Raw genomic sequence first — 25,296 nt, 5'->3', positions numbered from 1 at the left:
ACCGAACTGTCGCACCAGAGGACGTCCATGCCCCGCATCTCCCGTCGCACGTTTGTCGCCGCACCCTCTGAGGATGTCTGGTCGTTGGTCAACGACTTCGCGCAGTGGCACCCCAAGCTCCGCATCTACGCCGACGGCCCCGAGGCTCCCGCCGATCTGGTCGTGACGATCCTGGAGAAGGACGACGCCGGCAAGACGCTGTCGTACCACATGCCCGACCCGCCGTTCCCGATCGCGAACCACCGCGCGACGATCCTCGTCGAGGACGCCGGACTGGCGGTCTCGTACGTCACCTGGTCGGCCGACTTCACCGCCGACGAGGAGCACCTGCAGGAGCTCGAGGACTCCCTGGGCGACGACGTGTTCAAGCGCGCCCTGGACAACCTGGCCACCGCCGCACAGGACACCTACGGCGCCCGTCAGGTCGCAAGCTCCAGCTGAGCCGAGCGCTCAGCTCCTCCAGTCGCGGAAGCCGACAACGATCAGACGCATCTGACGCCGGGCGCCCTCCTTGATGCTCTCTTCGAGGTCAGGGCGCCCGTCCGGCATCTCGACGACCTCCTCGGCATTCGAGACCATGTTGCGGACGAACAGCCGTGACACCATCTGCACGTCGTCGCTGGACCAGTTCTCGATGTTGGGCAGCCGCGCCAGCACCACCGCGAGCTCGCTGACGAACAGGTCCAGCTCGTGCCGGATCGCCCGGCTCACGGCCTCGGACCCGCCGACGCGTTCGCGGGCCACGAAGGCGAAGTGCGCCTTGCTGTGCTTGACCGCCTCGACCAGGATGTCGGCCGCGGCGTCGATGATGTTGTCGAACACCTTCGGATCGCGCTGCGCATCGCGGATCATCCGCCGCAGCGTCGAGAACGACTGCTCGACCAGCGCGAGCCCCAGCTCGTCCATCGACTCGAAGTGCCGGTAGAACGCGGTCGGGACGATCCCCGCGTGCCGCGCGACCTGACGCAGGCTGATCTGCGCGAATCCCTGGGTCTGCGTGAGCTCGAGCGCCGCAGCGAGGATCGCCTGACGTGTGCGCTCCTTCTGCTCCTGGCGCGAGGCGACCTGCGCGGACTCGGTCATGAAGAGAGGGTATCGCGCAGCGTTCGGTGAACACTTGTGTCGGTCGTGCGACAGGTCACTCGGCGTGTCTGTTGCGGTTCGCGCGCGTCTCGTGCAGACTTTGAGTGCACGGACGTTCACTCAACCAGTCAGGAGGCGTCCATGGGCATCATCCGCAAGGCACTCACCTCGCGCCCCGTCGCCTCGTTGACCTCCCCGTTCACCGTGGATCACTACCTCGAGCAGATCCACCCCATGCTGGCGGCGGGCAACGTCCGCGCCAAGGTGCTCGAGGTGCGCCGTGAGACCGGCGCCGCCAGCACCGTCGTGCTGCGGCCCAATGGCGCCTGGGAAGGCTTCGTCCCCGGCCAGCACGTGCAGTTCGGGGTCGAGGTCGACGGCAAGCGCCGCGTCCGCGTCTTCTCGGTCTCCAGCTCCAGCACCGCCAAGAAGGGCACCTTCAGCGTCTCGGTGAAGGCCCACCCCGACGGCTACGTCTCGCAGTTCCTGCACAAGGAGCTCGAGCCGGGCACGATCGTCTACCTGTCGCAGGCCGAGGGCGAGTTCGTCCTCCCCCAGCAGGTTCCCGACTCCGTGCTGCTGATCAGCGGCGGATCGGGCGTCACGCCGGTCATGTCGATGCTGCGCACCCTGCGCGACAAGGGCCACACCGGTCAGGTCACCTTCCTGCACTACGCCCGCAGCCGTGACGACGAGATGTTCACCGACGAGCTCGACGACATCGACGCCACCACCGACTTCCGCATCGTCCGCGTCTACACGCGCCAGCCCGCCCCGGGTGCCGAGCTGGCAGGACGCTTCCACATCGACCACCTCAAGCACCTCGGGGTCGACCCGGTCAGCACATTGACCTTCGCGTGCGGACCGGCCGGGCTCATCGCCTCCGTGCGCGACACGTACGCCGAACTCGGCGCCGCAGACCAGCTCCGCATGGAGTACTTCAAGGTTCCGTCCGTCGACCTGGACGCAGCCGATGCCACCGGCATGCTGTCGTTCGACGACTCGAAGATGGAGGCGTTCAACACCGGCGCCACGATCCTCGAGCAGGCCGAGAACGCGGGACTGCAGCCCGATTTCGGCTGCCGCATGGGCGTCTGCAACACCTGCGCCGTCAAGAAGAACAGCGGTGCCGTCCGGCACGTCGTCAGCGGTGAGGTCAACGCCACCACCGACGAGACCATCAAGATCTGTGTTCAGGTCCCCATCGGCGACGTCAACGTCGCCCTCTGAGCCAAGGAGAAACCATGGCCGCACTCACGACCGCCATCGCCCGCAAGTTCGTCAAGAGCAAGCCCATCGAGCCCCGCAGCGCGAGCAAGCACAACGCCGCTCCCCTGTCGCTGATCAGCCCGACCTCCGACAAGCCGGCGACGATCGGTCTTGAGTACATGACGTACGAGCAGCTCGAGGAGTTCGGCCGCGAGCTCGACGCCGTCCGCCAGCGCGTGCTCGACGACCTCGGCCAGCCCGACGCCGACTACATCCGCCGGGTGATCCGGGTCCAGAAGGGCGCCGAGGTGCTGGGACGCGTCGGCATCTTCATGCCGTTCTTCCCGCCCGCGTTCATCGCCGGCGTCGGTTCGCTCGCCGTGGCCAAGATCATCGACAACATGGAGATCGGCCACAACGTCATGCACGGCCAGTACGACTGGATGAACGATCCGATGATCGACGGCGCCCGCTACGAGTGGGACAACATCGCCCCGTCGCAGGACTGGAAGCACGGCCACAACTACATCCACCACACGTACACCAACATCCACGGCATGGACCGGGACATCGGCTACAACATGTTCCGCATCGACGAGGACCAGCCGTGGTACCCCAGCCACCGCTTCAACCTGCCGCTCGCGACCGCGCTGATGATGGTGTTCGAGTGGGGCATCATGTACCACGGCGTCGAGCTCGACCAGTACCTCCACGGCAAGATCTCCAAGGAGGACTTCGAGGGACGCAAGAAGCGCGCGTTCAAGAAGATCCGCAAGCAGGTCTTCAAGGACTACATCGCGTGGCCCGCGCTGGGCCTGGCCCTGGTGCCGTTCGTCGGCTGGTGGGCCCCGGTCGCGATCCTGGGCGCGAACGTCGCGGCCAACGTGATCCGCAACGTGTGGACGTTCCTGATCATCTTCTGCGGCCACTTCCCCGCCGAGGTGGAGACGTTCAAGGAGGAGGACGCGCAGAACGAGAACCGCGGCCAGTGGTACCTGCGCCAGCTGCTCGGCTCGGCCAACATCACCGGCGGCAAGCTGTTCCACCTCATGACCGGCAACCTGAGCTACCAGATCGAGCACCACCTGTTCCCCGACATCCCGGCGCGTCGCTACCCCGAGGTCGCCGAGGACGTCAACCGGCTGGTGGAGAAGTACGGCCTGCACTACAACACCGGCCGCCTGTCCAAGCAGCTCGGCAGCGTCGTGCGCCAGCTGGCCAAGCTCGGCAAGAAGCCCAGCGACCCGTACAAGATCGGCAACAGCCCCGAGAGCAAGGCGCTGCGTCGCGCCAAGCGCGAGGAGCAGGCTCGCCGCCTCGAGGAGCTGGCGACCAGCGCGTAGCGCAGAACGTACGAAAGGGTCCCCCGGCGCGCAGGCGTGCCGGGGGACCCTTTTGTAGGTCACACTTGACCTCGTCGACATCTCGAGGGAAGGACAGGCCGATGGCGCTCAGCCGGCGAGAGATCGTCAAGGACGCCGTGCAGCAGTCGACGGAGGCCGCCATCGCCAGCGCCGGGCACATCGCGGCCATCTTGTTCGACACCGCGCGCAGGATCACCACCGAGGTGGGGGCCTTCGGCACCGAGATCTTCGAGATCGCCGAGGCGAGCAAACGCGCCGGACGCGACGACGCCGAGACCAATCCAACGGCCGAGTAGCAACGAACACCCGACATGGAATCAACCAGCCCTCGTCGTTCGGTGGCGGTCATCGGCTCAGGCATCTCCGGACTCACTGCCGCATATGTCCTTCGCAAGGATTGGGACGTCACGGTCTTCGAGGCCGATGAGCGCGTCGGTGGCCACGCCCACACGCACACCGTCGCCGACCCGGACGCCACCCACCGTGTCGACACCGGATTCATCGTCCACAACGACCGCACCTATCCCCTGCTGCGGCGATTGTTCGCCGAGCTCGACGTCGAGGTCCACCCGACCGAGATGAGCATGAGCATCCACTGCGACGACTGCGGGCTGGAGTACGCAGGTGGACGCGGCGGCAAGGGCATCTTCGCCCAGCGGCGCCGGCTGCTCGATCCGCGCTACCTCCGCATGCTGCTGGACGTCAAGCGGTTCGGGCGGCTCGCGCACGAGCTGCTCGACGCGGTCGAGTCACCGTCCGACCCACTCACCTACGGGGACTTCCTGCAGGACCACGGCTTCTCGGAGTACTTCGTCTCGCACTACGCGATCCCGGTCGTGTCGTGCGTGTGGTCGTCCGGGCACGACACGGCCCTCGAGTATCCGGCGCGCTACCTGTTCGAGTTCCTCAAGCACCACGGCTTCTTGTCGATCAAGGGCTCGCCGCAGTGGTTCACGGTCGTCGGCGGCTCGGCGACGTACGTCGACAAGGTTCGCGACGCGATCGGGGACGTCCGCGTCTCGTCCGCCGTCCGCTCGGTCACCCGCCGCGCCGAGGGGGTCGAGCTGACCATGGTGGACGGCACCGTGCACCGCGCCGATGCCGTGGTCATCGCGACGCACGCCGATGACGCCCTCGCCCTGCTGAGCGATCCCAGCGATGACGAGCGTGCCGTGCTGGGTGCCTTCCAGTACTCCGACAACGAGGTGCTGCTGCACCGCGACGACACCCAGCTGCCCGTCGCGCCGGCCGCCCGATCGGCCTGGAACTACCGCATGGACGACTGCACGACCCGCAGCGACCGCTCCACCGTGACCTACTGGATGAACCTCCTGCAGGGCATCGACAGCACGGAGCCGTTCCTGGTGACGCTGAACGCGTCGCAGCACATCGACCCCGCGAAGGTCGTCCGGACGTTGGCCTACACGCATCCCATCTACACGCCGACCTCGGTCGCGGCGCAGGGCGAGCTCAAGCGGCTCTCCACCGGCAGCACGGTCTTCGCCGGCGCGTACCACGGCTGGGGGTTCCACGAGGACGGCTGCCGCTCGGGCGTCGAGGCCGCCGCCGCCTTGGGAACAGCGTGGTGACTGCGCCGGCGCGGCCCCGGCTGACCGGCCTGCCGACCCTGCCGGCACTCGTCGAGGGGACGGTGTCCCACACGCGCCGCACCCCGATGCGGCGCGCGTTCTCCCACCGCGTCTACCAGTGGCTGGTCGACGTCGACGACCTGCCGCGCATGCCGCGCCCGCTGCGCCCGTTCTCGACGTTCTCGGCGGCCGACCACATCGGTGCTCCCGGGGAGTCGATCCGCACGAACATCGAACGGTTCTGCCGCGCGGAGGGCGTCGACATCGGCGGCCACCGCCTGCTGATGCTGGCCAACGCCCGGATCCTGGGCCACACCTTCGACCCGTTGAGCGTGTTCTGGGCCATCGCCCCGGACGGCACGCTGACCTGCCTCGTGGCCGAGGTGCACAACACGTACGGTGAGCGGCACGCCTATCTCGTGCGGCCCGATGACGACGGCCGCGCCCAGACGGACAAGTCGTTCTACGTCTCCCCGTTCTTCACCGTCGACGGCTCCTATGACCTGCAGTTCGGGCTGGCGCGCGACAAGGTCTCGTCCAGCATCATCTTGCGCCAGGGGGGTGCTGCGGTCTTCAGTGCGACGTTCCGGGGTACCCCCAGACCGGCGACCGCGGCGCGGCTGGCACATCTGCTCGTGAAAATGCCGTTCATGACCCATCGCACCAGCCTGCTGATCCGAATGCACGGTATATGGCTCTGGATCCGCAGGCTGCCGGTCGTTCCCCGTCCGGCACACGAACCGCAGGAAGGCACCCGATGACGCAGATCGCCGCCACCGGCTGGCCCGGTGTCGAACGTACCCCTCACGCCCCGCTCAAGGCACGCGCCGCTCGAGCGCTGCTCAAGCCGACCGTCAACCGCCTCCCCGTCCAGGTGCACTTCGCCGGGGGCGGCACGTGGGGAGCCGGCGACGACAGCTCCGCCCGGATGCACGTCGTCCGCCCCAAGGCACTGTTCCACCGGCTCGGCGCCGACAGCAAGATCGGCCTCGGCGAGGCGTACATGGCCGGCGACTGGACCGTCGGCGAGAACACCGACCTCGCGCAGCTGCTCACCCCGTTCGCGGAGCGCATGGCGACGCTCGTCCCGGTGCCGCTGCAACGGTTCCGGGTCTTCGTCGACCAGCAGCTGCCGCACCAGCAGCGCAACTCCGTGGAGGGCTCCCGCCGGAACATCGAGGCGCACTACGACCTGTCGAACGATCTGTTCGCGCAGTTCCTCGACCCGTCGATGACCTACTCGGCGGCGTGGTTCGACGGCGACGAGGATCTCGAGTCGGCGCAGATGCGCAAGATCGACGGCATCCTCGACCAGGCCGGCGTCACCGCCGGGACGCGCGTGCTCGAGATCGGCAGCGGGTGGGGCGCACTGGCCATCCGGGCCGCCCAGCGCGGCGGCAAGGTGTCGATCCAGGCGATCACGATGGCGCACCACCGATACCTGAAGACCCGCAACTCCTATGGCTGGATCCAGAAGTACATCTTCCCCGGCGGCCTGATCCCGTCCCTCGAGGCGATCGGCGAGACGCTCGCCGAGCACACCTCACTGGCCGTCACGGACCGCCGATCCCTCGGCCAGGACTACGCCCGGACGCTGCACGAGTGGCGCTCGGCCTTCACCCGGAACTGGGAGCACATCCAGGAGCAGGGATTCGACGAGACGTTCCGCCGCATGTGGGAGTTCTATCTCGCGTACTGCGAGGCGGGATTCGCCGTCGGCTACCTGGACGTCTTCCAGCTCCAGCTGACCCGGCCGAAGGAGGCATGAGCCATGGCCTCGATCGCCCGCCTGCCCATGCCGATCCAGGAGACCTACGAGTGGCAGTACCAAGGGGCCTGCCGCGGGACCGACCCGGAGACGTTCTTCTCCCCCGATGCCGAGCGCGGACCGCGGCGTCGCGCCCGGGAGGCAGCGGCCAAGGCGTTGTGCGCCGTGTGCCCCGTCGTGCAGGAGTGCCTCAACCACGCGCTGACCGTCCGTGAGCCCTATGGCGTGTGGGGCGGCCTGAACATCAACGAGCGCGACCAGCTGCTGCGCAAGACCGGCTGACCGCGGTGGGCGGTGCCTGAGCCACCTATCAAGCCCCGAACCCACCGTGGGCGGTGGCTCCGCCACGTTTCCCGGGCCGGATGCGTGGCTCAGCCACCGCCCACGGGGTTCACCAGCCGTGGGGTTCACCAGCCGTAGCGGGGGGCGTGCAGCTCCTTCTTCTTGGGCCAGGGGTTGATCGAGCATCCACCCAGGCCCTTGGACTGCTGCTGCATCACCGGCGCCAGCTGGCCCTTGCCGCCGCAGCCCACGTGCCCGCGGCCGAACCAGTGGCCGGTCTCGTGGTTGACGACCAGGTGACGGTAGTTGCGCAACGAGCCGCCGTTGGCCTTCCACGCGGGGGACGCCTTGCGCCAGCGCGTCTCGTTGATCACGACGTAGCGGCCGACCCGGCAGCTGTACGTCGTGCTGCACGCCGAGGAGAAGCTCGGCACCTTCGAGGCCTGGCTCAGCACGAGGGTGAAGTCGCCGCCCTTGGACACCCTCTTGAACCGGACGCCCATCGCCCGCCACCCGCGCGGGTCGTCAAAAGTCTGCTGGGCCTGTCGCTTGAAGGTGGACACGCTGGCGTTGACCGAGCCGCGGGTCGTCACCGAGTACGTGACGGTCTTGCGGACGCTGCGGGTGTGGCGGACGGTCTTGGCCTTCGAGATCGCGCTGACCGACGGCGACCCCGCCCGTCTCGCCGTCACCCGGAACGTGAGCTTCTTGCCGACATCGGCCGAGCGGACGGTGTAATGGCGCCCGGTGGCACCGGTGATCGATCTGCCGTTGCGCAGCCAGCGGTAGTCGCGCCGGTCGATCGTGCCCGACCACGTGCCGACGTGACCGGTCAGCTTCTTGCCGTACGTGGCGGAGCCCGAGATCCACGGCGCGGAGGTGTTCTGCGGCGGCTCGCCGGCTGCCTGGGCCGGACCGGCCACCAGCAGCGTCGCTCCCAGCACCATGCTCGAGACCAGGGCCAGGGCCCATCGTGCGCGCACCATCATCTCCATGCCTTCCCCCTCACCGACCGTTCGACGATACCTGCGCAAGCCGGGCTCAGGCGTAGAAGACGCGCTCGACGACCTGCCGCGCCTGCCGCGTGGTGCGCAGGTACTCGTCGACCATCTCCTCGCCGTGCTCCATCCCGTAGCCCAGCAGATGCGCGACACCCGCACGCTCCCCCGCCTGCTCGACCATCGACTCGGCCGGCTTGGCGCGCAGCAGCACGACCGCGTTGCGGATCCGGCTGACCAGGCGCCACGCGGACTCCAGCATCTCGGCATCGGAGCGGGACACCAGCCCGGCCTCGGCCGCCGCGTGCAATGCGTCGAGCGTCCTGGTCGTCCGCATGCCCGGCACGGCGTGCGCGTGCTGCATCTGCAGCAGCTGAACGGTCCACTCCACATCGGCCAGTCCGCCGCGTCCCAGCTTGAGGTGGGTCTTGTTGTTCGCGCCGCGCGGCAGCCGCTCGGAGTCCACCCGGGCCTTGATGCGGCGGATCTCGCGGACCTCATCGGCCGTCGCGCCACCCTCGGGCCAGCGCAGCGGGTCGATCATGGCGGTGAACCGCTGGTTGAGGTCGGGGTCGCCGACGCTGGCGCACGCGCGCAGCAGCGCCTGGGCCTCCCACACCGCCGACCACTTCTCGTAGTACGCCCGGTAGCTCGCGAACGATCGCACCAAGGGCCCGTTGCGGCCCTCGGGACGCAGCTCGGCATCGACCTCGAGCGCCGGATCGTCCCCCGGCGCCGCCAGCATCTTGCGCAGCCCCTGCGCGACGGCCATCGCGGCGGACGCCGCCTCGCTCTCGTCGGCACCCTCCAGCGGCTCGTGCACGAACATGACGTCGGCGTCCGATCCGTAGCCGACCTCACTTCCACCGAGGCGGCCCATCAGGATGATCGACATGCGCGTCGGCATCTCGCCGCGCTCCGCCTCGACGGCCGCGGTGGACGCCGTGAGCGCCCCGGCCAGTGTCGCGGTCGAGATGTCGGTCAGCGCATCGCCCACCTCGACGATGTCGAGTCGTCCCAGGACGTCGGCGATGCCGACCCGCGACAGCTCGCGGCGACGCACCCGGCGCACGGCGCGGATCGCGTCGGCCGGGTTGCGGTGCCGGGCGGCGGCGAGGTCGACCTCGGTGCGCAGGCGCTCGCGCTCCAGCGGGCGCAGCTCGGCGTCATCGCCCAGCAGGGCGACGGAGTCGGGCGCGCGCAGGATCAGGTCGGTCACGTAGCGGCTGGACGACAGGACGTGCGCCAGCTGCTCGGCGCCCTCGCCCTCGTCACGCAGCTTGCGCAGGTACCAGTGCGTCTCGCCCAGGCCCTCGGAGATCTTGCGGAAGGCCAGCAGCCCGCCATCGGGATCCGGTGACGCGGCGAACCACGCCAGCATCGCCGGCAGCAGCGACTTCTGGATCGCCGCGCGCCGCGACACCCCGGAGGTCAGCGCCTGGATGTGCTTCAGCGCGCCCTGGGGGTCGGCGAAGCCGAGCGCGGTGAGCCGTTGCTCGGCGGCCAGGGGCGTGAGCCGCAGACCGTCGGTGGGCAATGACGCGACCGCCTCCAGCAGGGGCTGGTAGAACAGCTTCTCGTGCAGGCGGCGCACGATCCGGCGGTGGGCCTGCCACTCCTTGACGACGCTGTCGGCCGGATTCTGGCGAAAGCCCATGCTGCGGCCGATGCGCCGCAGGTCCTCGGGATCCTCCGGCACGATGTGGCTGCGTCGCAGGCGGTACAGCTGGATGCGGTGCTCGAGGGTCCGCAGGAACTCGTAGGCCTCCTCCATCGCCGCGCCGTCGCGACGGCCCACGTAGCCGCCGTCGATCAGCGCCTGCAGGGCCGTCAGCGTCGTCGGGCTGCGCAGCGTCTCGTCCGCGCGGCCGTGGACGAGCTGCAGCAGCTGCACGGCGAACTCGACGTCGCGCAGGCCGCCGGCACCCAGCTTCAGCTGTCGGTCGCGCTGCGCGGCGGGGATGTGGTCGATGACCCGTCTGCGCATCGCACGGACGTCGCCCACGAAGTTCGGGCGGGTGCTGGCGAACCAGATCATCGGCGAGAGCGCGTCGAGGTAGGCCTGCCCCAGCGCCTCGTCACCAGCCGCGAAGCGCGCCTTGAGCAGCGCCTGGAACTCCCAGGTGCTGGCCCACTTCTCGTAGTACGCGATGTGGCTGCCGAGCGAGCGGACGAGCGGCCCGTTCTTGCCCTCCGGACGCAGGTCGGCGTCGACCTCCCAGATGGTGCCCTCGCCGGTGTGGTCACGGCACAGCTTCATGACGGCGGACGCCAACCGGGTCGCGGCCATCGCGGCCGCGTGGTCGTCGGCACCGTCGACCGGCTCGTAGACGAAGATGACGTCGACATCGCTGAGGTAGTTCAGCTCGTGCCCGCCGGTCTTGCCCATCGCCATGATCGTGAGCCGGCACAGGTCCGCGCCGTCCTCGTGCTCGCGGGCGATCTTCAGCGCGGCGCCGAGCGTCGCGACGGCCAGGTCGGACAGCTCGGCCGATGACTGCTCGAAGGTGGTCAGCGCGGTCAGGTCACGGGCGGCGATGTGCAGCAGCTTGCGGTAGTAGCCGATCCGCAGCTCGTCGGCCGTGGTCGCCTCCTCCATCTCGCGGCGACGGCGGTCCAGGTCGATCGGGACGCGGGACAACGTGTCACCCGCGAGATCGCGGACGTGCTCGGGATGCCGGGCCAGGAAGTCCCCCAGCGCCTCGCTGGTGCCCAGAACCACCAGCAACCGCTGGCGCAGGTCGTCATCGGACTGGATCAGGTCGAGGATCTCGCCGGCACCACCGGCCCGCTCGGCGATCGTCGCCAGCGACATGAGCGCGGTGTCAGGGCTGGCGACCGATGCGATCTGCTCGACCAGCTCGTCCGGCACGTCGCCGAGGGAGCGCAGGGCAGCCAGGGCCGCTTCACCGTCCCGGAACCCCTTGCGAGCGAGTGCGACAGCAAGGTCACGTGCATCGGTGGTCACGGGGATCAGGCTACCGGCGTCCCGCTCAGACCATCGGCATCAGTCGGTCGATCTCGAACTGCGTGACCTCCGAGCGGTAGTCCTGCCACTCGGCGCGCTTGTTGCGCAGGAAGAAGTCGAAGACGTGCTCACCGAGCGTCTCGGCCACCAGCTCGGAGGTCTCCATCGTGCGGATCGCCTCGTCCAGGTTGCGCGGCAGCGGCGCGATGCCCATGGCCTTGCGCTCGTTCTCGGTGAGCGACCAGACATCGTCCTCGGCCTCGGGCGGCAGCTCGTACTTGCCCTCGATGCCCTTGAGCCCGGCCGACAGGATCAGCGCGAAGGCCAGGTACGGATTGCAGGCCGAGTCGATCGCGCGGTGCTCGACGCGCGCCGAGTTGCCCTTGTGCGGCTTGTACATGGGGACCCGGATCAGCGCGGACCGGTTGTTGTGGCCCCAGCAGACGTAGTTGGGGGCCTCTCCCCCGCCGGCCAGCCGCTTGTAGGAGTTGACCCACTGGTTGGTGACCGCAGTGATCTCGGGGGTGTGGCGCAGGACGCCCGCGATGAAGGCGCGACCGGTCTGCGACAGCTGGTACTCGGCGCCGGCCTCGTAGAACGCGTTCTCGTCGCCCTCGAACAGCGACACGTGCGTGTGCATGCCCGAGCCGGGGTGCTCGGTGAAGGGCTTGGGCATGAACGAGGCCCACTTGCCCTGGCTCAGCGCGACCTCACGCACGACCGTGCGGAACGTCATGATGTTGTCGGCCGTCGACAATGCGTCGGCGTAGCGCAGGTCGATCTCCTGCTGGCCTGGTCCGCCCTCGTGGTGGCTGAACTCCACCGAGATGCCCATGTTCTCGAGCATCGTGATGACCTCGCGGCGGAAGTCCTGACCGCCGCCCTGGGCGGTGTGGTCGAAGTAGCCGCTGTCGTCGACCGGCACCGGGCGATCACCCTTGTCGGGCTTGCCCTTGAACAAGAAGAATTCGATCTCGGGGTGCGTGTAGAACGTGAACCCGGCCTCGGCGGCCTTCTGCAGCGCACGCTTCAGCACGTGCCGCGGATCGGCGTACGACGGCGTGCCGTCGGGCATGAGGATGTCGCAGAACATCCGCGCCGTCGCGGGCGTCTCGCCGCGCCACGGCAGGATCTGGAACGTCGACGGGTCGGGCATCGCCAGCATGTCGGCCTCGTGGACCCGGGCGAAGCCCTCGATCGCCGAGCCGTCGAAGCCGATGCCCTCGGCGAACGCGCCCTCGAGCTCAGCCGGTGCGATGGCGACCGACTTCAGGGACCCCAGGACGTCGGTGAACCACAGACGTACGAAGCGGACGTCGCGCTCCTCGAGCGCGCGCAGGACGAAGTCTTCCTGTTTTCCCATGCCGTCAGTGTCCCATGGGGATTGTTACGGCCTTGTTACGCACGACGAAAACCGGCATGAGCCCGCGTGACCGTAGTCTCCCGGCATGAGCACCGACGAGAACGCGACCGGCGACATCACCTTCGACGAGTGCCAGATCGGCAAGGGCCTCAAGCCGTTGGCACAGCACGGCAGCATCGTGATCGGTCAGGACGGCACGATCACCCTGCTGGGGACCAAGGGCGACGTCATCGACACCGCCGCGCTGACCGCCACGACCGCCAAGCAGCTGCTGATCACCGGCGGTCAGAGCGTCTCGCTCGTCCTCGACGGCCGCAAGTACAACGTGACTCCCGGGTGGGGGGTCAAGGGCCGCGCCCGGATGGGCGCCCTGTCCGGCATCAAGGCCCCGAAGGCGTTGGTCAAGCTGGTGCGCGAGGCAATCTCCTGAGACCCACCGCGTGATGCGGCACTAGGGTCGGACCATGCCCCAGCTGCGCCTTGCCCTCGCCCAAGTCAACGCCGTGGTCGGCGACCTGCCCGGCAACGCCGATCTGGTCGTGCAGCACTGCAAGGACGCCGCGGCCCAGGGCGCGCACCTCGTGGTCTTCCCCGAGATGATGCTGACCGGCTATCCCATCGAGGACCTCGCGATGCGCGCCTCGCTGATCAAGGCGTCCCGCGCCACCGCGGAGTCGCTGGCGACGCGCCTGCAGGACGAGGGGTGCGGCGACCTGGTGGCCGTCGTCGGGTTCCTCGACCACGCCGAGGACGCCCCGACGGGCCCGGGCATCCCGAAGAACGCGCCGCTGAACTCCGTCGCCGTGATGCACGGCGGCCGGATCGTCACCCGGCAGGCCAAGCACCACCTGTGGAACTACGGCGTCGGCGACGAGATCCGCAACTTCGTGCCCGGCCACGAGATCAACATCGTCCAGATCGGCGGCATCGACGTGGCCCTCGCGATCTGCGAGGACCTGTGGCGCGACGGGCCGTCGGCCGCCGCGAAGGCTGCCGAGGCGGCGCTGCTGGTCGTCCCGAACGGGTCGCCGTACGAGGCGGACAAGGACGACGTCCGGCTCGAGCTGTGCTCGCGTCGTGCGGTCGAGGGCGACTGCGCGCTGGCCTACGTCAACCTCGTCGGCGGCCAGGACGAGCTGGTCTTCGACGGCGACTCGATCGTCGTCGACCGCACCGGTGCGGTGCTGGGACGCTCGGGACAGTTCGCGCCCGAGCTGCTGGTCGTCGACCTCGACCTGCCCGCCGCCACGCCGTCGATGCCCGGCGCCGACGAGCGCTTCGGTGGACTCGCGATCAAGCGCACGATCATCTCGTCCGAGCCGTTCGCGCCCTACGAGCCGCGCCCCAACGAGCAGGCCGACCGCATGCCCCGGCTCGAGGAAATCTGGACGGCGCTGGTCACCGGGCTGCGCGACTACGTGCACAAGAACGGCTTCTCGTCGGTGCTGTTCGGGATGTCCGGCGGCATCGACTCGACGCTCGTCGCGGCGATCGCGGTCGACGCGCTCGGCCCCGACAAGGTCTTCGGCGTCTCGAACCCCAGCGCCTGGTCGACCGAGCACTCGACGGGAGATGCCGCCGAGCAGGCCCGGCGCACGGGCCTGACCCTGCAGACGGTCCCGATCGCCCCGATCTTCGACACCTACCAGGACGCCCTGCACCTGGACGGCCTCGCCGAGGAGAACCTGCAGGCCCGCATCCGCGCCGTGATCTGGATGGGGCTGTCCAACCAGCACGGCCACCTGGTGCTGGCGTGCGGCAACAAGTCCGAGCTGGCGACCGGCTACTCCACGATCTACGGCGACGCGGTCGGCGGCTACGCGCCGATCAAGGACGTCCCGAAGACACTCGTGTGGGAGCTGGCGACGTGGCGCAACGAGATCGCCGTGGAGCGGGGCGAGACGCCGCCGATCCCCGAGAACACGATCAGCAAGCCGCCGTCGGCCGAGCTGCGGCCCGGTCAGCTCGACTCGGACTCGCTGCCCCCGTACGACCTGTTGGACGCGGTCCTGGACGCCTACGTCGAGCGCGATCTCGGCTCCGCCGACGTCATCGCCGAGGGCTTCGACCCCGCGCTCGTCGAACGGGTCATCACCCTGGTCGACCGCGCCGAGTACAAGCGCCGCCAGTACCCGCCGGGACCCAAGGTGTCCCGCCGCAACTTCGGCCGCGACCGACGCGTGCCGATCACCCACCGCTGGCGCGAGAAGCTCTGAGCGCACGGTGAGTTGCTTCACACTTCGTCGCGCCGCGGGCAGGATCTGGCAGGCTGAGGACATCCGTGGACTCCGCCAGGAGCTGCGAGACGAACAGGAGAACTGCCATGGCTGACGCCACCCCCGAAGAGACCGCGCCGTACGGCACCGGACCTGCAGCCGCAGCGCCGACAGCCCGCAAGCGCGTCCGCACCCACACCCTTCAGCAGATGAAGGACCGCGGCGAGAAGTGGACCATGCTGACGGCGTACGACCAGTACACGGCAGCGACGTTCGACGAGGCCGGTGTCGAGGTGCTGCTGGTCGGCGACTCGGCGTCCAACAACGTCTACGGCAACGAGTCCTCGCTCCCGGTCACGGTCGACGAGCTCATCCCGCTGGTGCGGGCCGTCTCGCGCTCGGCGAAGCACTCGCTCGTGCTGGCCGACCTGCCGTTCGGCTCCTACCAGGGCTCCCCCGAGCAGGCGTTCCACACCGCGGTGCGGTTCATGAAGGAGGCCGGCGCCCACGCGGTCAAGCTCGAGGGCGGGCTGGCGATGGTCCCGCAGGTCAAGCTGCTGACCGATGCCGGCATCCCGGTGTGCGCCCACATCGGCTTCACCCCGCAGGCCGAGCACAACCTGGGCGGGTACCGCGTGCAGGGCCGCGGTGCTGGTGCCGCTCGCCTGCTCGAGGAGGCCAAGGCGCTCGAGGCCGCCGGCGCGTTCGCGGTCGTCATGGAGATGGTTCCGGCCCCCGCCGCGGCGGAGGTCACCAAGGCGCTGCACATCCCGACCGTCGGCATCGGCGCCGGCGTCGACTGCGACGCCCAGGTGCTGGTGTGGCAGGACATGCTCGGCCTCAACACCGGCAAGGCGCCGCGCTTCGTGAAACGCTACGCCGACCTGCACACCGTGATGCTGAACGCGGCCCGCGAGTACGTCGACGACGTCAAGGGTGGCGCGTTCCCGTCGGCCGAGCACAGCTTCGCCGAGTAGGCGTCACGCGCTCCAGCCGCCCGGGCCCACGCCGACCGCGGTCACCAGGGCCAGCAGGGGCAGGCCCGCCAGCGGCACGAAGGTGCATGCCGTGGGGCGGGTCCGCGCCCAGCTGGCGACCCAGCCGACGAGCGGTACCAGGATCAGCACGTGCAGGATGACGCCCCACCACGGCGCGTAGACCGAGGTCGAGATCGCGAGCCACAGCAGGACGAACAGCCCGCCGACCGCGATCCACGGACCGGAACGCTCGAGCCGCAGACCACCGGCCCTGCGTCTGCGTCGACGCCTCATTCCTTCGTGGGCTCGTCCGGGGTGGCGTCGTCGTTCCAGTCCGGGTCGTTGTCCCAGGCCTTGGTGCGCTCGGCGGCGATCTCCAGCGCGCGGGCGGCCTCCTCGGCGGTGTCGTACGGTCCGAGCCGGTCGGCTGCCTTGCAGCCGTCCTCGCCCTCGACCGTGTGGTGCTTGGTGCAGTAGTAGAACTTGGGCGCTGACATGGGTCCATCCTGCCCCAGGTCGCGCTCGGATGCGCTGACTACACTCGCCCGGTGACCGTCCTGACTGCCGGCCGGGTGTCCCCCCAGCGGCCCGTGCCCTCCTCGATCGAGCGTCCCGAGTACGTCGGGCAGATCGCCCCGCTGCCCTACAAGGGCCCGCTGGTGCGCGATGCCGAGACGATCGCGGCGATGCGCGTCGCCGGACGGATCGCCGCGCAGGCGCTGGACGCCGTCGAGGCGGCGATCGCCCCGGGCGTGACGACCGACGAGCTCGACCGGGTGGGTCACGAGTTCATCGTCGGTCAGGGCGCGTATCCCTCGACCCTGGGATACCGCGGCTACCCGAAGTCGCTGTGCAGCAGCGTCAACGAGGTCATCTGCCACGGCATCCCCGACGACCGTCCGCTGCAGGACGGCGACATCGTCAACATCGACATCACCGCCTACATCCACGGGGTGCACGGCGACACCAACAAGACCTATCTGGTGGGCGAAGTCGACCAGGAGTCACGCCTGCTGGTCGAGCGCACCCGCGAGGCCACGATGCGGGCGATCCGCGCCGTGAAGCCGGGCCGCGAGATCAACGTCATCGGCCGCGTCATCGAGACCTACGCCAAGCGCTTCGGCTACGGCGTGGTGCGCGACTTCACAGGGCACGGCGTCGGACCGGCGTTCCACGACGGGCTGATCGTCCCCCACTACGACGATCCGTCCTACGACACCGTCATCCAGCCCGGCATGACGTTCACGATCGAGCCCATGCTGACGCTGGGCGGGGTCGAGTGGGACATGTGGGACGACGGCTGGACCGCCAGCACGCAGGACGGATCCCGCACCGCGCAGTTCGAGCACACCTTGCTCGTCACCGACAGCGGTGCGGAGATCCTGACCCTGCCCTGATCAGCCGATCACGGGATCCAGTTGAACTCGTCCGGGTTCGGGCCGGTGCGCTCGTTCTTGTTCAGGGCGCTGATGACACCCATCTCGCCGTCGGACAGCTCGAAGTCGAACAGGTCGAAGTTCTCCTCGACGCGGCTGCGGGTCACCGACTTCGGGAAGACGATGTCGCCGCGCTGGATGTGCCAGCGCAGCACGACCTGGGCGGGCGTCTTGCCCTTGTCGGCCGCGACCCCGGTGATCGCCGGGTTGTCGAGCACCTGGCCCTTGGCGATCGGCGACCATGCCTCGGTGGCGATCCCGTGCTCGGCGTTGACCGCGCGCACGTCGTCCTGGGTCAGGAAGGGGTGCACCTCGATCTGGTTGACCGCGGGCACGATCTCGGCCTCCTGCAGGATGCGACGGATGTGGGTGGGCTGGAAGTTGGAGACGCCGATCGCGCGGGCGCGGCCGTCGCGGTAGACCTCCTCCAGCGCCTTCCACGTCTCGACGAAGTCGACGTCGATGCCCGGCAGCGGCCAGTGGATGAGGAACAGGTCGATCTTGTCCAGGCCGAGCGCCTCGAGCGTCCCCTCGAAGGCGTTGATCGCGTCGTCGTGGGCGTGGAAGCCGTTGTTGAGCTTGCTCGTCACGAAGATCTCGTCGCGCGGGATGCCCGACTCGCGGATCGCCTCGCCGACGCCCTTCTCGTTGCCGTACATCTCGGCGGTGTCGATGTGCCGGTAGCCGACCTCGAGGGCCGCCAGCGTGGCGTCCTTCGTCTCGGCCGGGTCGATCTGGAAGACGCCGAATCCGAGCTGCGGGATGTCGACACCGTTGTTGAGGGCGATGTTGGGCACGGTCATACGAGCTCCTGAAGATCAGTGGGTGGGGTGGGCCTCGCCTCCGAGGAGGGGCCGTGGTGTGGCGTACCCACGGCCCCTCCCTGTCAAACTGTCACTCCCCTGCCTGCCACCGATCAGCGGGTGACCGTGACCGTCGTCGTCCTGGTCTTGGTGCCGCCGGGACCCTTGGCCGTGACGACGACCTTCAGGGCGCCCTTGACGCCGGACTTCACCTTGAGGTGGACGGTCGCTCCGTACCGGCCGACCGTCTTGGTGGCGACGGTTCGGGAGCCCTTGACGAGCGAGACCTTCACCGAGGTCGCGCCGGCCACGTTGGTCGAGACCCGCAGGCCCGGCTTCCGCAGCTGCTTGGCCGAGATGCGCGAGTCCGCGACGAGTGCGACGACCGGTGCAGCAGGTTTGGCCGTGGGTGCCGGCGCTGTCGGACCGGTCGGCAGCCTGCTCGGGGTGCGCCCGAGCATCGTCGCGAACAGGTCGGTCTGGTCGATCGTGCCGGTGACGTTGGCCGCCTGCGGGCCGGACGCCGCGACGCGGATCTGCGCGCCGGTGTGCGACTGGGAACCGCCCGGGTTGGACGTCGAGTACGCCACCGTCATCGGGTCGCCGTCGGCCGTCTTGACCGTGGCCGTGGCCTTGCCGCCCGTGGCACCGGTGGCGTCGGTGGTCGAGCCCCCGTTGCCCACGATCTGCGTGGAGTGCGCGTGGTCACCGGTCACGATGATGAGAGTGTCCGGGTGCTTGGCCTGGTAGGCCTGCGCGACCTTCAGCGCCTTGTCCAGCTCGAGCACGTCGCCGATCGCCCCGCAGAGGTCGGAGGCGTGCTCCTGCTTGTCGACCATGGCGCTCTCGACCTGGAGGAAGAATCCCTTGTCGTTGTCGAGCAGCTTGATCGCCTTGTCGGTCATGTCGGCGAGCGACGGCTGGGTGCCGCGGTCAGCGGTCTGGCAGGTCGTGTCGGGCCCGCCCGCCCCGGCCGGCGTGGCCGTCAAGGGCTTGTACTTCGGCGTCATGTTGCCGCCGGAGAACAGACCGAGGATCGGGCCGTTGGCCAACGTGTCGACACCGGACAGGGCGGTCTTGTCCTTGATGACCTGGTACTTGTGCGCGCTCTGCGCGTACGAGAGGACGGACGGACCCGCGTCGGTGGTCTGGTTGTAGCGGTTCAGCCCGCCGCCCAGGATGACGTCGATCTTGTTGTCGACCAGCTGCTCGGCGACGGACCCCTTGCCGCCGGCCGACTTCTTGGCCGTGGGGCACGAGGCCATGTCGGTCGGCCCCTGGCAGGCGCGCAGGTTGATGTGCGCGGCGGCCGCGGCGGGCGTGGCGTCGGTGATCTCGGCGGTCGAGACGTTGCCGGTGCGCTTGCCCTGCTTCTTGTACTTCTCCAGGACGGTCTCGTAGTCCTCCCCCGGCACGGTGTCGCCCGAGCTCGGACCCTGCGAGAGCCGGCTGTCGACGGTCTTCTTGCCGGTCGACCAGCCGCTGGCGGTCGGCGCGGAGTCCGACACGTAGTTGATCGGGTAGTCGTCCGGGTTGGGCCCGGTCTTGAGACCGAAGGTCGTCATCGCGCCGGTGAACGGCAGCTCGTCCAGCGCGAAGCGTCCCTTGGCGCCGAGCTCGTAGTTGCGGGCGGCGGTGATGATCGAGTCATCCGTGCCGTCGCCGATCAGCAGGATGACGTTCTTGGGCTTCGCGGGGTTGATCGCCGCGGCCAGGTCGGCCGAGCGGTCGTCGGTGAAGCCGGGCGAGACGGCGTACACCGCACTGCCGAGGGCGATCGCGCCGACGGCGAGGGTGCCGGCGGCCAGCACACCAGTTCTTCTACGGGCCATGAGGTTCAGTCCAATCATCGAAGGTTTACTGAGAACCTGTCGAGGAGAACCGTCGGCGGGGCGAACTGAGCCCTTCCGGCAGGTGAACGTCACCTGCCGGTCTGGGGCGAATGAGCCGGGCCCAGATTCGCGGGCTGCGGTGCGGGCCTTGACGGTCGCCCTCCAAGCGGTCGGCGGATGCCCCGAGCGCATCAACGTCTCGTCGCGAGGACTGCGTCCTTCCGCCCAGATCGACGCGCTTACATTGCGCCAGCACATCACACGAGGTCTCGGCTCGACCTATATGAGTTGTCTCAAACGGAACTGAACAGACCGTTCTCGTTATAGCGTCAGCAAACAAGTTGGACGCGACCCGCGCCCTGCTCGTATTCGGAGGTGTGCTCGGTGCCAGGCAGCGGTACCCACTCGGCGGCCGGCCAGGCCCTCGGATACTTCCAGCAATGCATGCGAGCTCTCGCGGAACTTGGTCGCCGCGGCGCTACCGAGCCCACCGTAGAAATGCGGATTGAGATGCTCGATGACATTGATTTCAGCGATGGCGGGTCGCCGACAGAACTACTCCAAGTGAAGCATCATATCGGCCCCGGAACCGTCACGATGAACAGCGTCGATCTCTGGCGGAGCCTGAACGTGTGGATGGATCTCGACATTGATGAGAACCCAGTACTTCGCATGGTTACAACACAACACACCGACGATCACCTTGCCCTATTGAGAAGCGGCGCTGGCAGGGACGTCCTTCAAGCTATCGACCTATTGGACGAGGCAGCAGACAAGGAAGGAAACGCGACGTCGACGACGTGGCGAAAGCGCTTTCTCACTCTCGACGACGACCAGAAGTTCGCCCTCGTCGACCGGGTTGTGATCGACGACGCCACCCCATCTGCCGGCGGTCTCGACTCCGAGCTCGTGAAGGTCTTCAGATACGCGATTACGCCGGGGAAGGAGGAGGCATTCGTTGCGCTGCTCAAGGGATGGTGGGCAGGAATTGCTGTGCGGCTTCTCGACCGTAGTCTTGATGCAATCACCGGCACCGATCTCGCCATACAGGTTGCGGACATCGTTGATCAGCTTCGAGCCGACAGCCTCCCGGTCGATCCGGACGTCCTTCAGCGGTTCGACGAGTCGATAACGGCCGACTACCAAGACCGCACCTTCGTCCATCAGCTCGCCTGGATTGCACTGGATCACGAGCGGCTATGGAAGGCGATTCGTGACTATCACCGCGCCTACACTCAAAGGTCGTTCTGGCTTCGATATCAGCTCGTCGGCGAGCAGGAACTCGATCGCTTTGCGTTTAAGTTGCACGACGAGTGGGAGCAGGTATTCGACGATGAGGTGGCACGCATGGCGACCGACGACCGCGAACCCGGCAAAGTGGGTCAGGACGTCCTCAGTCGAGTCGCTCGTGAATGCCGCTCGAGGTTGCGGGATCGGTTCGACGAGCCTTGGTTCAACAGAGGCATGCTCCATGCGCTCGCCGATGGCGAGTTAGGACATCAGGTTGGGTGGCACCCCGACTTCCAAACGCAACTGGAAGGGCTGCTGTCCGATGTCACAGCATGACCTAGCGCCCCTATCAGGTAGGCGAGCCCCCGAGGCGGTTGCGCTTTTCAACGAAGCGTTCACTGCAGAGCTGATCGTGAACGCCGCATGGGCAAAGGAGCAAGACAGCGGCACTGGCCTGTCCTGGCCCGCGTGCTTCGTCATCCTTCCGCTGGTCTTGCATCCGCCCACTCGCGATTCCCTTCCTAGGTCGCCCAACGTCACGCTCGCAGCATGGGCCGTTCGTAACCCAGTCCTCTCTCAGGGCCTCGACATCCGAGTGGCAACCCTTGCGCCAGCCACACGGCGGGCGATTCGCTTCGGCATGCGCACTGGCAGGCTCAATCTCAGCGGCACAGACATTTTTGCCGGGAACCGACCCAAGAATCCTAATCCTCAGTCTTGGCCGGACGAACTGGTCAACACAGTCAGAGCAGCCAGAGTAGTCGGCCGTTGGTTTCGCGCGACTGACGTCATCACGGCTTTCAATCTCCTCGGCATCGGAGGCTAAATGCATATCGTTTCAGTCGGGGTCTACGGACACCACGGCCAACTCAGAAACGTCGACTTCAAACCGGGCGGCCTGAACATCCTCACGGGTAAGTCCAAGACGGGAAAGTCAGCCCTCCTGGACATCGTGGAGTTCTGTCTCGGTCGAGACACAGTGACGATTCCTACTGGTGTTATCAGCGATAAGGCTGCTTGGTACACAACCCTCCTCCAATTTGCGGACAAGCGCGTTCTAATCCTGCGGCCGAACCCCGAGTCCGCAACGACGAATCGTGCAGTGGTGGTTCTCGGAGACCGCACCCTCGTCGCGCCGGCGACCAGCGAGGGCCTTGAGGTAAACGCGGATACGGAAGTCGTGAAGGACGTGCTGACCGAGCATCTCGGTATTGATCGATTCACGGTCGAGCCAGAGCAGGGAAGCCTGCGGAATCCGTTCGAGGTCTCCAGCAAACAAGCAATCTTCTTCAGTTTTCAGAATCAGAATGAGATCGCGAACCGAGCTGTGCTGTTTCATCGGCAGAACGAGCCAGACATCAGACCAACGATTCGCGGCGTCCTGCCCTACTTCTTGGGCGCATCCACACCCGAGCAGTCGGCAATCCAAAGGCAACTGCTTCAAGCGCGACGCAGCCTCCAGCGTATCCAGTTGGAGCTGAGGACGACCGAAGCCGACCTTGGGCAACAAGGCGACCGCACTTTTCAGATCCTGCGATCTGCTGTCTCCCTCGGCGTGCTCGATAGCCAGGACGAGACAATCACCGACCCGAGCCAAGCTCGATTGCTTCTGGAACGAATCCGCGCGTATCGGGTGACACAGGACAGCGACACCACGAGCGAAGCCGGGGCGCGGCAAGCGGAGTTGCTCGACGAGGGCACCGTTCTGCGGCGCCGACTTCAAGAACTTGATGACCAGATCGGCCTGATGCGGCGACTTGAAGCGGAGCATTCAGACGCAACGTCCGAACTTGCGATTCAGAGAGATCGACTGAGTGCGATCAATGTCCTACTTCCGCGGCGGGTGAGCGAGGACGGCCCTGCCAGTTCTTGCCCTCTATGCGAGCAGGAACTTCCACACCCCGACGAGTCTGTCCAATCGCTGCAGCAGTTGCTGGTGGATCTGGACGGCAGGCTCGTGGCTTCACGAGGGTCGCAAGCACGGCGTGAATCTCTAATTGAGTCACTTGGTGAATCCCGAGACAGACTTCGAGAATCGCTACGCGAGAACGCTGCCGATCTGAATGCGGCAGCCGTCCAGAACCAAGAGCTTGCAAACGGTAGGGCGCAGCGCGAGCAGATCGCATTCCTTCAGGGACGTGTGAGTCAAGAACTAGAACGCGGAGTTCAGGTCGAGGGCGGCTTGGAGGAGTTGCGTTCCGCCGAACGTCGGGTCCGTGGCCAGCTCGCCCGCCTCGAAGAACTCTTCGAGGCTGACGACCCAACTGAGAATATGAAGCGAACGATGGACGGGGTCGGAGAACTCATCACCCTCTACGCGCGTGCCCTTCAACTAGAAGGGTCGGAGTTCCCGGCGCGCCTCGACCCCGCGGAGCTGACAGTGTCATACGTCCGCCCCGGGGGTCGTGTGCCACTGGCACGGATGGGGAGCGCGGAAAACTGGGTTGGATATCACTTAGCCACGCACCTTGCGCTTCATCACTGGTTGGTTACCCACGACCGTCCGACGCCGCGGTTCTTGATGTTGGACCAGCCAACCCAGGCGTTCTTCCCCGAAGAGGTGGTCGACGCCGCAGAGGATGAAGATGCCGACTGGGCTGCTGTGCGCCGACAGTTTGAGCTGCTTCGCGACGTCGTCGAGACCCTCTCAGGGGAGCTGCAAGTCATTGTTTGCGATCACGCAAACCTGGCGGATGATTGGTTTCAGGATGCCGTCGTTGATAACTGGCGGAATGGTGTCGCACTGATCCCGAGTGACTGGCCAACTCGGGACGAGTACCAGCGGAAGGCCTAGCGCGACCTACGTCATACCCCCGCGGGTGCCCGGCGAGCAATCAGGACGGGCTTTCGCTCGTGCCCGCGGGGGCGGTGCGATTCAAACTCCCCTGGTCGGGCGCGCAGCCTCACTTGCCTCACGAATAACTTGGACTACCCCCAAGTCCCTGTTGGATGGGCTAGCGCCTTCATCCGCGCCACCCAACGCGGGCGCGTCTAAAAAGACTCGAAATCCGAAGCGCAATTTCAGCTCGTCGCGGCCCTGCGGGGAGAGTTCCGCAGAGTACGCCCGGATTGACCTCAACTGCGCAACCATCACAGTGGCCCAGTGGGCAGTACGCCGATGCGCGCTTGCCTCTCGGCCGAGGTATGCGGCGAGCAAAACAGCAGGCACCGCCAGGGCGAGCTTTTGCGCGGCTTCAGCTGCTGCCCGATCATGCTCTCCGAAAGCTATGTACGCGGCGAAACCTAGCGTAGCAAGCAGGAGCCCGATGGTAGACCGTCGAAACCAGTTCGCAATCCTCTTCTCAGCATCCCGTAGCGACTCGAATTCGGATGCGAGAGAAGTTTGAGCCGTCTCTCCAGCGGACTCTGCTGCGGCTTCGGCGGCACTCTCAGCACGCTTCGACGCCTGTACTGAACTGCGCCAAAGGGCGAAAGAGTTGAGTACTGCAGCCGAGTTGGTGTATTGGCTCTCAACTCCGACCCATAGGTCTGAGTTCATCGGCGACTCCTGGCCCAACAGTTCCCGGAGGAATCCGACGACGCGTTTAAGCAATTCCTCGACGGCGTCAGCGAGGTCGTCGAGATCGTCAGGGAAGGACGCGATGAAGTTGAGCACTGTCAGAAGGTCTTCTGTGTGTTCCGCGTATTGATCAATCGACGATTGATCAAGCGCATATAGGAAATCAATGCGGTCGGTGATTCCCGAGTCTTCATTAACTATGTGCGGGGCGTGCTCACCGATGAAGCGAAGTGCTTCAGCAATTGCTTGGATCGCGCTGATCAACGACGGATCTAGAGCGTCGGTTCGGAGCAAGTTATCTATGGTCTGGTTCGCGGACCTCACTCGAGCCCGTGCTTCAAGAACCTGCGCGCGAACGGACGGCGAAACATCGAAGTATTCAGACACAGGACGAGTTTCAAGGGTGCCAGCAGATCTGGGTGGGCGACGCGCCGTTCTGTGTTGAGCATGTTGATGAGGCGGACAGCCGCCTCCGACTGCGTTGCGATATCAGGCTCTAATGGCGGCTCTTCTCTTGAATGTGGAGAAGCGCGTCATACCCCCGCGTATGCGCTAGCTGGCGGTTCGCTACGGGCGGCATCTACATGTATCCACTGTTCTTCCCCCCGCATTCGCCCAAACTCGGTTGCGCTGTCGCGTCCGGACTGCACATGGGCGC

General features: G+C 67.1%; 24 protein-coding genes. 15 read left to right on the top strand and 9 right to left on the bottom strand.

What is annotated here, in order from left to right; translation table 11 throughout:
- Positions 1 to 27: 27 nt before the first annotated feature.
- Positions 28 to 441 (top strand): SRPBCC family protein, encoded by a 414-nt coding sequence (locus NQV15_RS06425; protein ID WP_232398926.1) that lies wholly within the window; start codon positions 28 to 30, stop codon positions 439 to 441.
- A 9-nt stretch (positions 442 to 450) separates the two neighbouring features.
- Here the strand turns inward: NQV15_RS06425 and NQV15_RS06420 are convergent, their stop codons facing one another.
- Positions 451 to 1,083: a TetR family transcriptional regulator gene (locus NQV15_RS06420; protein ID WP_232398924.1), complete on the bottom strand. Its 633-nt coding sequence runs from the start codon at positions 1,081 to 1,083 to the stop codon at positions 451 to 453.
- A gap of 141 nt (positions 1,084 to 1,224) precedes the next feature.
- Between NQV15_RS06420 and NQV15_RS06415 the strand changes: the two genes are divergently transcribed.
- From NQV15_RS06415 to NQV15_RS06385, 7 genes are all read left to right on the top strand, one after another.
- Positions 1,225 to 2,313, top strand: a complete 1,089-nt coding sequence (locus NQV15_RS06415; protein WP_232398922.1) for a ferredoxin reductase — start codon at positions 1,225 to 1,227, stop codon at positions 2,311 to 2,313.
- Between the two features lie 14 nt (positions 2,314 to 2,327).
- Positions 2,328 to 3,635 carry a fatty acid desaturase family protein gene (locus NQV15_RS06410; protein WP_232398920.1) on the top strand — a complete coding sequence of 436 codons (1,308 nt, stop codon included), beginning with the start codon at positions 2,328 to 2,330 and terminating at the stop codon, positions 3,633 to 3,635.
- Between the two features lie 101 nt (positions 3,636 to 3,736).
- On the top strand, positions 3,737 to 3,952 hold the full coding sequence (locus NQV15_RS06405; RefSeq protein WP_232398918.1) for a hypothetical protein: 216 nt from the start codon (positions 3,737 to 3,739) through the stop codon (positions 3,950 to 3,952).
- 15 nt (positions 3,953 to 3,967) lie between these two features.
- Complete coding sequence (locus NQV15_RS06400; protein ID WP_232398916.1) at positions 3,968 to 5,245, top strand: NAD(P)/FAD-dependent oxidoreductase; 1,278 nt, start codon at positions 3,968 to 3,970, stop codon at positions 5,243 to 5,245.
- Positions 5,242 to 6,006, top strand: coding sequence for a DUF1365 domain-containing protein (locus tag NQV15_RS06395; protein WP_232398914.1), 765 nt, complete (start codon positions 5,242 to 5,244; stop codon positions 6,004 to 6,006). The genes NQV15_RS06400 and NQV15_RS06395 overlap by 4 nt, the downstream gene beginning before the upstream one ends.
- Positions 6,003 to 7,013, top strand: coding sequence for an SAM-dependent methyltransferase (locus NQV15_RS06390; protein WP_232398912.1), 1,011 nt, complete (start codon positions 6,003 to 6,005; stop codon positions 7,011 to 7,013). Before NQV15_RS06395 ends, NQV15_RS06390 begins: the two co-directional genes overlap by 4 nt.
- A gap of 3 nt (positions 7,014 to 7,016) precedes the next feature.
- Positions 7,017 to 7,295: a WhiB family transcriptional regulator gene (locus tag NQV15_RS06385; protein WP_232398910.1), complete on the top strand. Its 279-nt coding sequence runs from the start codon at positions 7,017 to 7,019 to the stop codon at positions 7,293 to 7,295.
- 125 nt (positions 7,296 to 7,420) lie between these two features.
- Here NQV15_RS06385 and NQV15_RS06380 read toward each other — a convergent pair whose 3' ends face one another.
- Genes NQV15_RS06380 through glnA form a run of 3 tightly spaced genes read right to left on the bottom strand, consistent with a single transcriptional unit; the run spans position 7,421 to position 12,624 of the window.
- Positions 7,421 to 8,290, bottom strand: a complete 870-nt coding sequence (locus tag NQV15_RS06380; RefSeq protein WP_232398908.1) for a DUF3152 domain-containing protein — start codon at positions 8,288 to 8,290, stop codon at positions 7,421 to 7,423.
- 46 nt (positions 8,291 to 8,336) lie between these two features.
- Entirely contained in the window at positions 8,337 to 11,261 is a 2,925-nt protein-coding gene (locus NQV15_RS06375) for a bifunctional [glutamine synthetase] adenylyltransferase/[glutamine synthetase]-adenylyl-L-tyrosine phosphorylase (RefSeq protein WP_232398907.1), read from the bottom strand.
- 25 nt (positions 11,262 to 11,286) lie between these two features.
- Complete coding sequence (gene glnA, locus NQV15_RS06370) at positions 11,287 to 12,624, bottom strand: type I glutamate--ammonia ligase (RefSeq protein ID WP_232398905.1); 1,338 nt, start codon at positions 12,622 to 12,624, stop codon at positions 11,287 to 11,289.
- An 85-nt stretch (positions 12,625 to 12,709) separates the two neighbouring features.
- Between glnA and NQV15_RS06365 the strand changes: the two genes are divergently transcribed.
- From NQV15_RS06365 to panB, 3 genes are all read left to right on the top strand, one after another.
- Positions 12,710 to 13,054: a hypothetical protein gene (locus NQV15_RS06365; RefSeq protein ID WP_232398903.1), complete on the top strand. Its 345-nt coding sequence runs from the start codon at positions 12,710 to 12,712 to the stop codon at positions 13,052 to 13,054.
- A gap of 34 nt (positions 13,055 to 13,088) precedes the next feature.
- Positions 13,089 to 14,840, top strand: a complete 1,752-nt coding sequence (locus NQV15_RS06360) for an NAD+ synthase (protein WP_232398902.1) — start codon at positions 13,089 to 13,091, stop codon at positions 14,838 to 14,840.
- A 107-nt stretch (positions 14,841 to 14,947) separates the two neighbouring features.
- Positions 14,948 to 15,817 carry a 3-methyl-2-oxobutanoate hydroxymethyltransferase gene (panB, locus tag NQV15_RS06355; protein WP_232398900.1) on the top strand — a complete coding sequence of 290 codons (870 nt, stop codon included), beginning with the start codon at positions 14,948 to 14,950 and terminating at the stop codon, positions 15,815 to 15,817.
- 3 nt (positions 15,818 to 15,820) lie between these two features.
- Here panB and NQV15_RS06350 read toward each other — a convergent pair whose 3' ends face one another.
- Positions 15,821 to 16,111 carry a hypothetical protein gene (locus NQV15_RS06350; RefSeq protein WP_232398897.1) on the bottom strand — a complete coding sequence of 97 codons (291 nt, stop codon included), beginning with the start codon at positions 16,109 to 16,111 and terminating at the stop codon, positions 15,821 to 15,823.
- Entirely contained in the window at positions 16,108 to 16,314 is a 207-nt protein-coding gene (locus NQV15_RS06345) for an AP2/ERF family transcription factor (RefSeq protein WP_232398895.1), read from the bottom strand. Before NQV15_RS06345 ends, NQV15_RS06350 begins: the two co-directional genes overlap by 4 nt.
- 51 nt (positions 16,315 to 16,365) lie before the next feature.
- Between NQV15_RS06345 and map the strand changes: the two genes are divergently transcribed.
- Positions 16,366 to 17,214 carry a type I methionyl aminopeptidase gene (gene map, locus NQV15_RS06340; RefSeq protein WP_232398894.1) on the top strand — a complete coding sequence of 283 codons (849 nt, stop codon included), beginning with the start codon at positions 16,366 to 16,368 and terminating at the stop codon, positions 17,212 to 17,214.
- Between the two features lie 8 nt (positions 17,215 to 17,222).
- Here the strand turns inward: map and NQV15_RS06335 are convergent, their stop codons facing one another.
- Entirely contained in the window at positions 17,223 to 18,056 is an 834-nt protein-coding gene (locus NQV15_RS06335; protein WP_232398893.1) for an aldo/keto reductase, read from the bottom strand.
- A gap of 113 nt (positions 18,057 to 18,169) precedes the next feature.
- Complete coding sequence (locus NQV15_RS06330; protein WP_257125104.1) at positions 18,170 to 19,888, bottom strand: alkaline phosphatase; 1,719 nt, start codon at positions 19,886 to 19,888, stop codon at positions 18,170 to 18,172.
- 384 nt (positions 19,889 to 20,272) lie between these two features.
- Here NQV15_RS06330 and NQV15_RS06325 point away from each other — a divergent pair, with 384 nt between their 5' ends.
- From NQV15_RS06325 to NQV15_RS06320, 3 genes are read left to right on the top strand one after another with little or no spacing between them, the layout of a single operon-like run.
- Positions 20,273 to 21,454 carry an ABC-three component system protein gene (locus NQV15_RS06325; protein ID WP_257125103.1) on the top strand — a complete coding sequence of 394 codons (1,182 nt, stop codon included), beginning with the start codon at positions 20,273 to 20,275 and terminating at the stop codon, positions 21,452 to 21,454.
- The gene (locus tag NQV15_RS18190) at positions 21,441 to 21,944 is read left to right on the top strand and encodes a three component ABC system middle component (RefSeq protein ID WP_369413836.1); all 504 of its coding nucleotides are present in this window, start codon (positions 21,441 to 21,443) and stop codon (positions 21,942 to 21,944) included. The genes NQV15_RS06325 and NQV15_RS18190 overlap by 14 nt, the downstream gene beginning before the upstream one ends.
- On the top strand, positions 21,945 to 23,912 hold the full coding sequence (locus NQV15_RS06320) for a DUF3732 domain-containing protein (protein WP_232398890.1): 1,968 nt from the start codon (positions 21,945 to 21,947) through the stop codon (positions 23,910 to 23,912). It abuts the gene before it with no gap.
- An 81-nt stretch (positions 23,913 to 23,993) separates the two neighbouring features.
- Here the strand turns inward: NQV15_RS06320 and NQV15_RS06315 are convergent, their stop codons facing one another.
- Positions 23,994 to 25,025 carry a hypothetical protein gene (locus tag NQV15_RS06315; RefSeq protein ID WP_232398889.1) on the bottom strand — a complete coding sequence of 344 codons (1,032 nt, stop codon included), beginning with the start codon at positions 25,023 to 25,025 and terminating at the stop codon, positions 23,994 to 23,996.
- Between the last annotated feature and the right edge of the window lie 271 nt (positions 25,026 to 25,296).

Origin of the sequence: Aeromicrobium wangtongii, from assembly GCF_024584515.1 — a bacterium.
In the GTDB taxonomy this organism is placed as follows: Bacteria; Actinomycetota; Actinomycetes; order Propionibacteriales; family Nocardioidaceae; genus Aeromicrobium; species Aeromicrobium wangtongii.
The sequence above is the reverse complement of the archived record's forward strand: the minus strand, read 5'-3'. Positions and strand labels throughout refer to the sequence as shown.